General features: G+C 67.3%; 13 protein-coding genes and 1 pseudogene. 5 read left to right on the top strand and 9 right to left on the bottom strand.

Annotated elements, in window-relative coordinates:
• Window positions 1–147 precede the first annotated feature (147 nt).
• Complete coding sequence (locus BEMPMBAN_RS11750) at window positions 148–1,413, top strand: cytochrome P450 (protein WP_159230563.1); 1,266 nt, start codon at window positions 148–150, stop codon at window positions 1,411–1,413.
• 1 nt (window position 1,414) lies between these two features.
• Here BEMPMBAN_RS11750 and BEMPMBAN_RS11745 read toward each other — a convergent pair whose 3' ends face one another.
• The gene (locus tag BEMPMBAN_RS11745) at window positions 1,415–2,026 is read right to left on the bottom strand and encodes a TetR/AcrR family transcriptional regulator (protein WP_159230562.1); all 612 of its coding nucleotides are present in this window, start codon (window positions 2,024–2,026) and stop codon (window positions 1,415–1,417) included.
• A 93-nt stretch (window positions 2,027–2,119) separates the two neighbouring features.
• Between BEMPMBAN_RS11745 and BEMPMBAN_RS11740 the strand changes: the two genes are divergently transcribed.
• A complete protein-coding gene (locus tag BEMPMBAN_RS11740; RefSeq protein WP_159230561.1) occupies window positions 2,120–3,697 on the top strand; it encodes an MFS transporter in 1,578 nt (525 codons plus the stop codon).
• On the opposite strand, the gene mftG is transcribed toward BEMPMBAN_RS11740, so the two are convergent.
• The 7 genes from mftG to mftA form a co-directional block, all read right to left on the bottom strand.
• Window positions 3,681–5,114 (bottom strand): mycofactocin dehydrogenase MftG, encoded by a 1,434-nt coding sequence (gene mftG, locus BEMPMBAN_RS11735; RefSeq protein WP_159230560.1) that lies wholly within the window; start codon window positions 5,112–5,114, stop codon window positions 3,681–3,683. The two genes, BEMPMBAN_RS11740 and mftG, sit on opposite strands and share 17 nt — an antisense overlap.
• A 10-nt stretch (window positions 5,115–5,124) precedes the next feature.
• Window positions 5,125–6,540 carry a mycofactocin biosynthesis glycosyltransferase MftF gene (gene mftF, locus BEMPMBAN_RS11730; RefSeq protein ID WP_159230559.1) on the bottom strand — a complete coding sequence of 472 codons (1,416 nt, stop codon included), beginning with the start codon at window positions 6,538–6,540 and terminating at the stop codon, window positions 5,125–5,127.
• A complete protein-coding gene (mftE, locus tag BEMPMBAN_RS11725; RefSeq protein ID WP_159230644.1) occupies window positions 6,537–7,280 on the bottom strand; it encodes a mycofactocin biosynthesis peptidyl-dipeptidase MftE in 744 nt (247 codons plus the stop codon). Before mftE ends, mftF begins: the two co-directional genes overlap by 4 nt.
• 111 nt (window positions 7,281–7,391) lie before the next feature.
• Window positions 7,392–8,567 (bottom strand): pre-mycofactocin synthase MftD, encoded by a 1,176-nt coding sequence (gene mftD, locus BEMPMBAN_RS11720; RefSeq protein ID WP_159230558.1) that lies wholly within the window; start codon window positions 8,565–8,567, stop codon window positions 7,392–7,394.
• A gap of 3 nt (window positions 8,568–8,570) precedes the next feature.
• Window positions 8,571–9,761, bottom strand: a complete 1,191-nt coding sequence (gene mftC / locus BEMPMBAN_RS11715; protein ID WP_159230557.1) for a mycofactocin radical SAM maturase — start codon at window positions 9,759–9,761, stop codon at window positions 8,571–8,573.
• Window positions 9,761–10,066 carry a mycofactocin biosynthesis chaperone MftB gene (mftB, locus tag BEMPMBAN_RS11710; RefSeq protein WP_234897419.1) on the bottom strand — a complete coding sequence of 102 codons (306 nt, stop codon included), beginning with the start codon at window positions 10,064–10,066 and terminating at the stop codon, window positions 9,761–9,763. The genes mftC and mftB overlap by 1 nt, the downstream gene beginning before the upstream one ends.
• Before the next feature lie 2 nt (window positions 10,067–10,068).
• A complete protein-coding gene (gene mftA / locus BEMPMBAN_RS11705) occupies window positions 10,069–10,161 on the bottom strand; it encodes a mycofactocin precursor MftA (protein WP_159230556.1) in 93 nt (30 codons plus the stop codon).
• An 86-nt stretch (window positions 10,162–10,247) separates the two neighbouring features.
• Here mftA and mftR point away from each other — a divergent pair, with 86 nt between their 5' ends.
• From mftR to BEMPMBAN_RS11690, 3 genes are all read left to right on the top strand, one after another.
• Complete coding sequence (gene mftR / locus BEMPMBAN_RS11700; RefSeq protein ID WP_159230555.1) at window positions 10,248–10,892, top strand: mycofactocin system transcriptional regulator MftR; 645 nt, start codon at window positions 10,248–10,250, stop codon at window positions 10,890–10,892.
• A gap of 4 nt (window positions 10,893–10,896) precedes the next feature.
• On the top strand, window positions 10,897–11,421 hold the full coding sequence (locus BEMPMBAN_RS11695) for an RNA polymerase sigma factor (RefSeq protein ID WP_159230554.1): 525 nt from the start codon (window positions 10,897–10,899) through the stop codon (window positions 11,419–11,421).
• Window positions 11,422–11,576: 155 nt separating this feature from the next.
• Window positions 11,577–12,788 carry a VOC family protein gene (locus BEMPMBAN_RS11690; protein ID WP_425294965.1) on the top strand — a complete coding sequence of 404 codons (1,212 nt, stop codon included), beginning with the start codon at window positions 11,577–11,579 and terminating at the stop codon, window positions 12,786–12,788.
• Here the strand turns inward: BEMPMBAN_RS11690 and BEMPMBAN_RS11685 are convergent.
• A pseudogene (locus tag BEMPMBAN_RS11685) lies at window positions 12,770–13,074 on the bottom strand (hypothetical protein); the annotation flags it as partial. The gene BEMPMBAN_RS11690 and the pseudogene BEMPMBAN_RS11685 overlap by 19 nt on opposite strands.

Below are 13,074 nucleotides of genomic sequence, written 5' to 3'. Positions count from 1 at the left end.
ACGACACGGCACAGGACCGAGGTGGGCGCCACGAGGTCCGAGCTTACGGCGACGAGGACGCGCGCCTCTTCCCCTGCGTGGCGCCCGTCACATAGACTGCCTACTTGACACCCGTCAAGTCTTTCCCGCAGCCCCCGAGGAGACCGCATGAGCACATCGGCAATGGACGTGCACCACGACCACGCCGCCAACGTCCTGGCCGATCCGACCGCTTACGCCGATGACGCCCGACTTCATGCGGCGCTGACCCATCTGCGGGCGAACGAACCGGTCGTGTGGGTGGACAATCCGCCGTATCGCCCGTTCTGGGCGGTCACCAGGCACGCCGACATCATGGCCATCGAACGGGACAACAACCTTTTCGTCAGCGGCCCACGACCGCTGTTGATGCCGGCCGAGGGCGACGACGTGATGAAGCAGCAGCAGGATGCGGGCATCGGCCTGCGCACGCTGATCCACATGGACGACCCGCACCATCGCGACGTGCGCAAGATCGGCGCGGACTGGTTCCGGCCGAAGGCGATGCGCGACCTGAAGGTCCGCGTGGACGAGCTGGCCAAACGCTATGTCGACAAGATGCGCGACATCGGCCCCGAGTGCGACTTCGTCACCGACATCGCCGTGAATTACCCGCTCTACGTGATCCTTTCACTGCTCGGCTTGCCCGAGGACGACTTCCCCCGGATGCTCAAGCTCACCCAGGAGATGTTCGGCGGCGACGACACCGAGCACAAGCGCGGCGAGGGCAGCACCGAAGACCTGCTGGCTGTCCTGATGGACTTCTTCGCCTACTTCTCGGCGCTGACCGCGTCTCGCCGCGAGCAGCCCACCGACGACCTGGCCTCGGCGATCGCCAACGGCACGATCAACGGCGAGCCGATGTCGGACATGGACACCGTGTCGTACTACGTGATCGTCGCCAGCGCGGGCCATGACACCACTAAGGACGCCATCTCGGGCGGACTACGTGCCCTCATCGACAACCCGGATCAACTCGCCCGCCTGCAGAACGATCCGAGCCTGATGGGGACCGCGGTCGAGGAGATGATCCGCTGGACCACCCCGGTCAAGGAGTTCATGCGGACCGCCACCGCCGCGACCGAGATCCGCGGCGTGCCGATCGCCGAGGGGGATTCGGTGTACCTGGCGTACGTGTCGGCCAATCGCGACGAGGAGGTCTTCACCGACCCGTTCCACTTCGACGTCGGCCGAGATCCGAACAAGCACCTGGCGTTCGGGTACGGCGTGCATTTCTGCCTCGGCGCGGCACTGGCGCGGATGGAGATGAACAGCCTGTTCACCGAGCTGCTGCCGCGGTTGGACTCGATCGAACTGGCGGGTGAGCCCGAACTGTCGGCCACCACGTTCGTCGGCGGTCTCAAGCACCTGCCGATCCGGTACTCGCTGCGGTGACCTAGCGGTCTCTGGCGAAGGTCGCCAGGAAGCCGTCCACCGCCGCGATCGCCACTGCCCGGTAGTCAAAATCGGCCAACGTGCTGATCCGGCCGAACGCCAACGGACCGATCAGCAGAGCGAACGCCATGGTCCGGTCGACGGGGCCGAGTTCGGCAGCTGCCTGCGGTCCGGCGAAGAGCGCGTCGAACGGCGCAGAGTACTGCTCGGCGATCCGTTCCCGCAGCGACAGCACCTCCCGGCTGCCCGACCCGGCGTTGGGCACCGCAGCGATGTCGGGCCCCAGCGAGAGCCACGCCATCGCGGTCAACGTGGTCGGCGCCTCGGCGATCGATTCCGCCCATTCGACCTCGATCGCGATCAGGCGATCCCGCAGGCTGCCGCGCTCGGGCGGCATCGGCGGCGGCGGGATGAGCCTCATGAATGCCGCTGCCACAAGATCATTCGCGCTGGGAAAATGACGATAGAGGGTGGCCCGGGCCACATTGGCGCTGCGGGTGACAGCGTCGACGGTCACGGCGCCGGGCCCGCCCTCGCGCAGCAGCGCCGTCGCGGCGTCCAGCAGCCGAGCCCGGGACCGGGCCGGCCGCGGGTCACCAGTTGCCGCGGCCATCGTCGTTTCCCCTGCCTCCCCGACGGCTACGAGACCGTCATTCTTGGAACGAGACTGTTAGTCTCGAAAATATCCCCTGCCCAAGGAGGCGACGTGGTCGACACCCTCGACGAGTCCAGCCAGGATATCGACGGCGAAACCACCAGCCTCTCCCCGCGCAGAAGAACCTGGTTGCTGGCGGTCGCCTGCGCCGACGTCATCCTGGTCATCTCGTCGATGGTCGCGCTCAACGCCGCACTGCCCGACCTCGCGGTGGAGACGTCGGCGACCCAAACCCAACTGACGTGGGTGATCGACGGTTACACGCTCGCGCTGGCATGCCTTCTCCTGCTCGCGGGAGCCCTCGGCGACCGCTACGGCCGGCGCGGCGCCCTACTCGCCGGACTGGCCATCTTCGGCGTGGCCTCTCTGGCCCCGGTGGTGTGGGACAGTCCGACGCAGATCATCGCCGCACGCGCGGTGGCAGGTGTAGGTGCGGCGTTCATCATGCCGGCGACACTGTCGCTGCTCACCGCCGCGTTTCCGAAGTCCGAACGCAACAAGGCCGTGGGGATCTGGGCGGGTGTGGCCGGTTCGGCGGCGATCGTCGGATTCCTGGGCACCGGGGCACTGCTGCACTACTTCCCATGGCAGTCGATCTTCTGGGCCTTCGGCACAGCCGCAGTCATCCTGTTCTGCCTCACCTGCACCGTCGGGTCGTCGCGGGACGAAACCGCCGCGCCGGTCGACTGGCTCGGCGGCGGACTCATCGGCGCGGCCATCGCGGTGTTCGTGCTCGGGGTGATCGAGGCTCCCCACCGCGGGTGGACCGACCCCGTTGTCCTGGCCTGCTTGGTGGCCGGACTGGCGATCACCGTCGTCTTCACCCGCGTGCAACTTCGCCGCGCACACCCACTCCTCGATGTCAGGCTCTTCCGACGGCCGGACTTCGCCACCGGCGCCGTCGGCATCACGTTCCTGTTCTTCGCGAACTTCGGATTCTTCTTCGTATCAATGCAATACATGCAGCTGGTGTTGGGCTATAGCCCACTGACGACCGCATTCGCTTTGACGCCGCTGGTGTTTCCGGTGCTGATCCTCAGCACCACGGTCCATCTCTATCTGCCCAGGCTCGGACTGCGGGCGGTGGTGACCGGCGGATTGCTGATGTTGGCGGTCGGGCTGTTCTGCATGCGCACTCTGGAAACGGACTCGTCGTACCTGAGTCTGGCCTGGCCACTGCTGATCATGGCCTCGGGTATCGGGTTGTGCACGGCGCCAACGACTTCGGCGATCATGGGGGCCGTCCCGGATGCGAAGCAGGGCGTGGCCTCCGCGGTCAACGACGCCACCCGGGAGATCGGCGCGGCACTCGGCATCGCCGTTGCCGGATCGGTCCTCGCGGCGGGCTATCAGCACACTCTGGCGCCGGATGTGGACGCATTCCCCGACCAGACCCGCGACGCCGCGTCCGAATCGCTGGCCTACGCGCTGTCGGTCGCCGAACAGATGGGCCCCGCGGGTGAGCGACTGGCTGACATCGCAGAAACCGCGTTTCTACACGCGATGGGCCAGGCGGTGATGGTGCTCTCCGCGGTGATGGTCGTCGCGGCCGTATTCGTCGCGGTGTGGTCACCCGGTCGCGACGGTCGGCAGTCACGTCCGATCCGCAAGCTCACCTCGCCGCGATGAACTCCGCGGCGCGGTGGCCCGCCATCACGATCGTCGCGTGCGGCCCCCGACTGGTGATCGCGGGCAGGATCGACCCGTCGACCACCCACAGCCCGTCGACACCGAAAACGCGGCAGCGGTTGTCCACCACGGCGGCCGGGTCGCCGTCGCTGCCCATCCTGGCGCTGCCACAGAGGTGTTGGGACGTCGCCCAGGAAGCATCCAATCGGGTTGATTCCCGGGCGAGTTCGCGTGCCAGCTGGAATCCGGAGCGCAACACCTCGACGTCGGCGGCCGCACTGTCGTAACGATGTTCGATCACCGGCGCGACGTCCGGGTCTGCGGAGACCAGGGTGATCCGGCCCCGCGACCGAGGACGCATCAGCGCCACCCCCAGGTGCGGGCGGTCGGTCGGATCGCCGCCCCGGCTGTCCGTCATGGCGCCGAAGCCCGCTGTGTAAGGCCTGATCTCGAGCCCGTCGGGTGTTGTCAGCACTGCCTCCAGCGGCGGGACGCCCTGCGTCGGCGGCCAGCTCACCGGCAGCACCCACTCCGGATGGTCCATGGTGGCTGTTCCGACGGGAAGGTCGACCAGGACGGGCACCCCGGCGGCTCGCAGCACCGGGGCGGGCCCCAGGCCCGAGATCATCAGCAACTGGGCCGTCGCGATCGCCCCGGTGCACAGCACGATCCGGTCCGCGGTCAGGACAATGGCGCCGGTGGCGCCTACACAGTCGGCACCCACGGCCCGACCCCCTTCCATCCGGATCCGTCGGACACGGGTGTCGGTCAGCACCGTCAGGTTCGGACGTGACGACGCGGGCTGCAGAAAGGCTCGCCCCGGGCCCACCCGCGTGCCACGATCGATGTTGAGCGGCAGCGCCCCCACGCCGGCCGGCAGCGCCCAGTCCGGCGTCGAGCCATTGAGGTCGTCGATCCAGCCGTAACCGGCCTGCTGCGCGGCATCGACGAAAGATGCTGTACAACCGTCGAATTCGGCAACACGACGCACGGTGATCGGGCCGTGCGATCCATGCAGCGGCCCGTCGAAATCGAGGTCGTTCTCGATGTCGATGAAATGCGGCAGCACGTCGTCCCAGGACCATCCGTCCAGCCCCCACCCACTGATGTCCGAGGGCAGCGCACGGCAGAAGTATCCGCCGTTGATCGCTCCCGAACCGCCGACCACAGCACCGCGCACGATCTGGGCGTGACGCACGGGGGTGTCGGTCAACGTGGTCGAATACCGCCGAACCACCGAGCTCGCCGCGCCGATCGGTAGCCGAAGGCCGTCGGTGATCTGGCCGTGCACACGCGCGTCCGAGGGTGCGGGACCTGCTTCGACAACGGTGACCCGGCAGCGTTCGTCGCGGGAAAGCCGCTCGGCCAGGACAGATCCCGCGCTGCCCGCGCCGAGGATCAGAACGTCGCTACGCAACTCCGGCGCTTCAGGTGCGGATCTGCGGCTTGAGTGCGCCCGCGTGCCGCTCCCGCACGACACCGCCCCACAGCCCCAGACCGTAGGCGATGTCGTCGAGTCGCTTGAGCAGGATGTACGTCAGCAGCCCGACTCGTCTGGTCTCGTCTTCGTCGGCATTGCCGTTGCGGGTGATCCAGTCGAACACCCCGTCGAGCACCGCGGCCACCACCACCACCTGCCGGCACCGTCGCGACAGCACGGCCGCGATCAGCGCCAGCGGCCAGTAGTGTCGACAGATCGCCGACGCCAACTGCAGCGCCGCCGACCACAACCCGTGGGCGGCGACGACGGCAACCTCGATGGGCTCGGTCTGCACGCTCGACAACGACTTGGCGATCCGGTGGCCGGTGAGGGCCGCGACGGCCACCGAACCCAGGTAGCCGAGGCTGGATCCGATCGCGGCGAGCAACCACACCACCAACGTCCACCCCGAAATGACCAGCGGGGCCGTCTTGCCGGGGTGCCGGATCGCCAGCGGTGCCGCAGAGCCGCCGTAGAACGACTTGCGGGCAAACCACTTTCGCAATTCGGTGCGGTGATCGTGAGCGACCATGGCGATGGGTTCGTAACGCAGTCGGGCGCCCGCCTCGTTGAGTCGCCAGCACAGGTCGACGTCCTCACCGGACTGGAGCGACTCGTCGAAGCCACCGACCTCGAGAAGACTGCGCCGGCGGCAGATGATCGCGGCGCTGGGGACGTAGGACACCGTGCCGAACGGGACCACCGGCGCCTCACGCAGTCCCAGGTCGAGCGATGAGCGCACCGCCTCGTAGCGTGCCACCACGCTGTCGGACGGCCGCAACGCGACGATCCGTGGTGCGACCAGTGCCACGGCGGGGTCACAGAAGTGCCCCAGCAGCGCCTCCAGCCACCCGCGGCGGGGCACCACGTCAGAGTCGAGGAAGGCGACGAAGTCGGTGTCGCAGGACCTCAGGCCGAGGTTGCGGGCGGCGGCCGGACCCTTGCTCCGGGCGTTCCGCAGGATACGCACGTCGCAGTGCACTGCCTGGAAATCGGATGCGAGCACCGGCGTCGCCGATCCGTCGTCGACCACGATGACGCGCAAACCTCGCAATGAGAGGAGCAGCCGCGAGAGCCCGGACATGTTGTCCCGCACCGGGATTACGACGGTCACGTCCCGGTGCGACGGTCCGGTCAGCGGCCTCGGGTGGGCCACTGTGGCATCCAGCAGGGTGCGGGCCAATTGTGCGCTGACAGCATCGTGTACCTCGAGCCTGCCGCCGTTGAGCATCGTCTGAGCGGACGGCGCCAACCGGAGCAGCCGGGTGGGCGAACCGCCGAGCAGCGCAGCACCCTCGCCGAGCACCCGTACCCGTCGATCGACCTGGACGGCGAACCCGTCGGGCAACCGCGGCCCGCTCATCTCAGCATCCCCTCATGGTCGGGCGCCCACCGGGTGATCCTCCCCTGACACCCGTCAATCATCTCGGCAAAGATCGTCCTGCCCTCCTCCGCAGTCGCCGTGGTCGGGTCCCCCAGCACTCCCAGCGAACTGACGGCGGCAACTCCCCCACGAAGCATTTCGGGCAGTAGCTCGGACAACGGAGCCCGGTTTCCCGGCACCCGCTCTTCCTCCCTGACGACCCCCGGCGAAATATGTAGCAATACAGATGTTTCGGTGTGCCCGGCGTGAGCATCGGCGTTGCTGGCACTGCAGGAACACCATCCCACGTCGCGTCCCTCGAACCGTAACAGTCCGGTCGCGCGGCGCAATGCGTCGACGTTGCCGCCGTGGCCGTTGACGAATACGACGCGAGAAGCCCACCGACAGGCGGATCGGGCGAACTCCACCAGAAGTTCCGCCAGTACGGGTGTGCCAATCGAGACGGTGCCGGGGAAGCCTTCGTGCTCACCACTGGCGCCATACCCGATGGCGGGGGCGACCAACCAGTCGCATTCATTCCCAGTACAAAGGCGTGCGGCTAGGGCTTCTGCGACCGCCGCCGCGATCCGGGTGTCGGTGTCCAGCGGCAGGTGGGGTCCATGCTGCTCGGTGGAACCTACCGGAACGACCAGCGCGGGCGACGTGTTGTGCAGCTGCCTCGACGTTGAGTTCCCGAGCTTGCTGGGGAATGCCACGCGACGATGGTAGGCCGAATTCACCTGGTATGCGCCAATTGTTGGCGCATGCGTGGCAATTGATTTCCCTGCGTCCGGCGCGGCCACCCGTGGGGGATTCACGCCAGCCCCCTGCGCCACGCCCGTATCAGCCGCTCACACCCCGAGAGTGCGGGTGAAGCCGTCCGGAATCAAAATGTCGTCGCGCGTCAATTCGTGGACGGAAGATTTGCCAAGGCCCATCAAGGCAGAGTCGATGCCGCCCCGCATGATGTCGAGTACGTTCTCCACACCCGCCTGGCCGTTGGCGGCCAGACCCCACAGATACGCCCGGCCGAGCATGACCGCGCGGGCTCCCATCGCGACGGCCTTGACCACGTCGCTGCCGCGCCGGATCCCACCGTCCAGCAAAACCTCGACCTGGTCGCCCACGGCGTCGGCGATGGCAGGCAGACACCGGATCGCCGCCGGGGTGCCGTCCAGGTTGTTGCCACCGTGGTTGGACACGGTGATCGCCGAAACGCCTGCGTCAACAGCGCGTTTGGCGTCGTCGACCCGCACCGTCCCCTTGAGCAGGAACGGCCCACCCCACTGCTCACGCAGCCAGGCGACGTCCTCCCAGGTGGGAGGCGGGGTGCCCATCCACTGCCCGTAGGCCTCGAAGAACGTGGGGCCGGCCTCGCCGCGCATGGCCTGGTTCGGCACCCGCAGCGCCGGGGGCCGCAGCCCCTTGCCGAAGCTCCACAGCCAGCGCGGCTTGGTGACCACCTCGGGAAACATCCGCACCATGGTGGCGAGGTTCATCTGCTCGGGGATCTTGGGGCTACCCCAGTCGCGGCCGTGCGAGAAACTCCAGTCGGTGGTCAAGATCAAGCCGACGGCACCGGCCGCCCTGGCGCGTTCCATCCGTTGCAGGATCTCGTCGCGGCTGCCCAGCCAGTAGATCTGGAAGAAGATCTTGTCGTTGACCGCGGTGACTTCCTCCATCGGCTTGCTCGCGAACGACGACAGCCCCATCGCGGTTCCGCGCGCGGCCGCGGCCCGTGCCACCGCAACCTCGCCATCGGGGTCGATGGCCTGAACGCCGGTCGGAGAGATGATGACCGGCATCGAAATATCCTGGCCCATCACCGTTGTCGCCATGTCCCGCTTCTCGGTGGCGCCGATGACATGGGGCGCGAACCCAAGGTGCGCAAACGACTCGACGTTGTCGGAGACTGTGACGCCCTTCTCGCTGGCCGAGACCAGCGACAGGTAGGCGGATTTGGGCAGTCGTTTCTTCGCCCGCTGCTGGGCGATGGCGACAGTTTCGAACCAGGTATCGCGTGCCATGGGTTACACAGGACTTTCGTTGCAGAATTTCTTGGGGGGTGCGCTCAGCAGGGTGAGCGGGACCGGGCCCGAGGGCTTCTTCCTCGCCCCGGTACGCGAGTGGTCGACGCTGGACTTGGGCTTGTCGCGCTCGCGGGCCAGTGCCGGCTCGCCGTAACCCTGCACACATTCCGGGTCCGGACCGTCCAGAGGCAGGCCGGTGAAGAACTTGGCGGCCATGCAGCCACCGCGGCAACTGTCGTAGTGCCCACAGCTACCGCACGCGCCTGCCGATTGCGGCTCACGCAGCTCGCGAAACAGCGTGGAATTCTGCCAGACGTTCTGGAAGCCGTTATCCGACAATACATTTCCGGCCAGGAACGTGTCGTGGATGGCGAAGGGACAGGCGTAGACGTCGCCCACCGGATCGATCAGGCAGACCACCCGGCCGGCGCCGCACAGGTTCAGCCCGGCCAACGCGCCCGGCTCACCGAGCCCCGACAAGTGGAAGAACGAGTCACCGGTGAGCACCCGCTCACCGCGGGCCACCAGCCAGTCGTAGAGCTCAACCTGTTGGGCCGGGGTGGGGTGCAGTTCGTCCCACACGTCGGCACCGCGGCCCGACGGCCGCAGCCGGGTGATGCGCAAGGTCGCGCCGTAGCTGTCGGCCAGGGCCTTGAAATCGTCGAGCTGGCCGACGTTGTGGCGGGTGACCACCACCGAGATCTTGGCGTCGGTGAACCCGGCGTCGCGCAGGTTCTCCAGCGCCCGAACCGCCATCTCGAACGATCCCGGACCGCGCACGGCGTCGTTGACCTCTGCGGTGGCGCCGTCGAGCGAGATCTGTACGTCGACGTAATCGCTGGCCGCGAGTTTCGCGGCCACATCAGGGGTGATCCTGACCCCGTTGGTGGAGAACTTCACCCCGACGTGGTGGGCGGTCGCGTAGTCGACGAGCTCCCAGAAGTCCGACCGCACAGTGGGTTCGCCGCCGCCGATGTTCACGTAGAACACCTGCATGCGTTCCAGCTCGTCGATGATGTCCTTGCACTGCTGCGTGGACAGCTCCCGCGGGTCGCGCTTTCCCGACGACGACAGACAGTGCACACACGACAGGTTGCAGGCGTAGGTCAACTCCCACGTCAGACAGATCGGCGCGTCCAGGCCGTGTTCGAACTGATCGACCAGCCGGGGCACGGGTTGCATGGTGGTCATTACGTCTCCTCGCGAACCAGCATCTGGGACTGGGCGAGCACACCCAGTGCGTGTAGGTAGGGTGCCTGCGCGTCGTCATCGATTCCGGCAGCGCGGCACGCGGATCGAGCGTCGGGGTGATCACCCAGCAGGTTGATCACCTCGACGATCGTCCGGTTCTTCAGGAACGAGAGCTTGCGGGTGCCGAAGTGGTAGAGCAGCGCGCCGAAGGGTTCCGGCCGCACCGCCACCTGGGGGTGCAACCGCCAACGCAGGTCCGGATCGAAGACATGGTCCTGGGTGTTTTCCACCATCGGCGCACTCATGCTCAGTAGACCCCGCACATCCCGTCGATCGAGACTTCCTCGACCAGGCTCTCGGTGACCAACTCTTCGTTCTCGGCGTGCTGATTCGGCTCCATGGATCTCACCTTTCTCCGATGCAGTCCCCGGGTAGGGTCTCGACATTTGTGATGCAGGTCGCAACAATATGGCATCGGGTGCCTAAATGGAAGGGCGGATTCCGGTGGATGCTGTGAAGGGTCGCGTGGGTCGCCGTCGGTCGACGAGCTGGGAGCACATCAGTGACGTCGCGATCGACCTCTTCATGGCGCGCGGATTCGACGACGTCAGCGTCGACGACGTCGCGACAGCCGCGGGGATCGCCCGCCGGACGCTGTTCCGCTACTACCCGTCCAAGAGCGCGCTGCCGTGGGGTGATTTCGACGCCCACCTGCAGAACATGCGCACGCTGCTGGCCGACCTGGACCCCGACGTGCCCATCCGCGACGCGCTGCGCACCGCGATGCTCGCGTTCAACGAGTTCGACGACCCCGACCGGCACCGCCAGCGCATGCGGCTGATCCTGGAAACCGAGGCCTTACAAGCCTATTCGATGACGATGTATGCCGGCTGGCGCGACGTGGTCGCCACGTTCGTCGCGAACCGGATGGGCGTGGCCCCGGCGGATCTGGTGCCACAGACCGTGGCATGGACCATGCTCGGCGTGGCGCTTGCCGCCTACGGGCACTGGCTGGAGAACGAGCAGGTGCTGCTGCCCGTCGCGCTCGGTGACGCGTTCGACATGCTCGCCCCCGGACTGACCGACCTCGAAATCGGGGTGTCGGAGTCCGGGCACCAACGGCGACGATAGAGGTGTGGGCGGCGAACCGAACGGTGACAACGCTCCACGAGCACTGCTAGCGCTCTACGACGAAGCCCTGCCGGCCGTTTACGGGTACTTCGCCAGACGCTGCGGCGACCGTGGAACAGCCGAGGACCTGACCTCGGAGACCTTTCTGGCGGCCATGGACGCTGCCAGAAAGGAGACTCCGCCACAGCTCACGGTGCCGTGGCTGATCGGGGTGGCGCGTCACAAACTGGCCGACCACTACCGCAGACGCCACGACCGGTTCTCGATACCGATGGCCGAACTGCCCGAAGCGGTCGATCCCGCCGACGATTGGGACGCCGAGTTGGACCGCATCGTCGCCGAACACGTTCTCGCTCGCCTACCCGAACATCACCGCACGGTCCTGGCACTGCGCTACCTGGACGACTGCTCGGTGCCAGAGTGCGCCGAACTGATCGGCCGCACCGTTCATGCCACCGAGGCACTGCTGGTTCGGGCACGCCGAGCGTTCCGCGCGCAGTACCCGCAACCGGAAGGAGGGATGTCGTGAACAACGACAGTAGATCTGTTGATCCGCTGGACGTGCTGCGCGGTGACGACACTCCGCTCGAACCGGATCCGGCTTTCGCCGCCCGACTGCGCGCACGCCTCGAGGCAGCCGCGAAATTGTTTGAACAACAACCCGATCGAACACAAGGAGTCATCATGAGCGGGACCGATACTGCCCTCGCCGAGCTACAGCGGCCCGGCGCTACATCCTCGCCGCGGCCCGCCGCCACATCCTCGCCGCGGCCCGCCGCCACATCCTCGCCGCGGCCCGCCGCCACATCCTCGCCGCGGCCCGCCGCGGTCCCCTACCTCGCCGTGGCCGACGCCCGCGCTGCCATCCGCTGGTACGCCGACACATTCGGCGGCGTAATCCTCGGCGATCCCGTCGAGATGGCCGACGGCCGGATCGGCCACGCCGAGCTGGCGATCTCGGGCGGTGTGCTCTACCTCACCGACGAGTATCCCGAGATCGGCGTAAAAGCACCTTCACCGCAACAGGCTTCGGTGAGTCTGATGTTGCCGGTGGCCGACACTGACGCCACGCTTGAGCGTGCCCGTGCCCGTGGCGCACAGGTTCAGCGCGAGCCGTACGAGAACTACGGCACCCGCACCGCGACGCTCGTCGACCCGTTCGGGCACCGGTGGATGCTCACCGGCCCGACAACCGGGGCGCCCGTCCCGATCCAGCACGGCGACGTCGGCTATGTCTCGGTGTGGACCCCCGACGCCGACCGCGCGGCGGCGTTCTACGGGCGAGTGCTCGGCTGGACCTACGACGCCGTGACCCGGCAGGTCACCAACACCGAGCAGCACATCGGGATCTTCCCGGTGGCCGACCGTCACACCTTGTTCTGCTGCTACGCGGTGGCCGACCTCGACGGTGCGCGGGAAAGCATCGTCAGCGGTGGCGGAACCGTCGACGAGATCCAGCAGTTCGACTTCGGAACCGTGCTCGGCGCCACCGACCCACAGGGCACCGAATTCGCGGTGTTCCAGCCGACTCCCGGCCAACCCCGACCCGAGCTCAACGGCGGCGGGCCCGGCGAACTGGCTTACATCACTTACCAGGTCCCGGATTCGGACGCGTTCAAGGCCTTCTACAGTCGGGTGTTGTTCTGGTCGTTCGAACCGGGGCACGTCCAGGACGGCTGGCAGATCTCCCCGACTCACCCGATGGCCGGGGTCGCCGGCGGCAATGACGCGCCGCTGACCGTACCGATGTGGACGGTCGAGGACATCGTCGCTGCGGTCGCGCGGGTGCGTGAGGCAGGTGGGTCGGTGATCGATGAACCCACACGACAGCCGTACGGGATGTCAGCGCTGTGCACCGACGATCAGGGCACCCGGTTCTACCTCGGGGAACTCTGACGAACCGGGTTGTTTTGTGCGCGTTCGGCTTTGATGCGTGTGGCTTCGTCGGCGGCGCGGGTGCGTCGTCGGCGGGGCATCATCGCGGTGCGGGCCGGATGGGCAGGCGGACCTGTGCCCGGTGGTGGCAGGTTCGCGGTGGTGAGGTCGCAGGACGGGAAGAACAGTCGACTGCCGGGTTTGGTCGTGTAGGTTCGCCCGTCGGGGGCGGTCCAGATCACGGTCCCGTCCGGGGACTGCGAGTCGGTCCAGCCGCCCGGCCCGCCCCAGAAGGTCTTCATCAGAT

It is taken from the genome of Mycolicibacterium austroafricanum (genome assembly GCF_902705885.1).
In the GTDB taxonomy this organism is placed as follows: domain Bacteria; phylum Actinomycetota; class Actinomycetes; order Mycobacteriales; family Mycobacteriaceae; genus Mycobacterium; species Mycobacterium vanbaalenii_A.
Note: the sequence above shows the minus strand (reverse complement) of the source record. Positions and strands in the feature narration are given on the sequence as shown.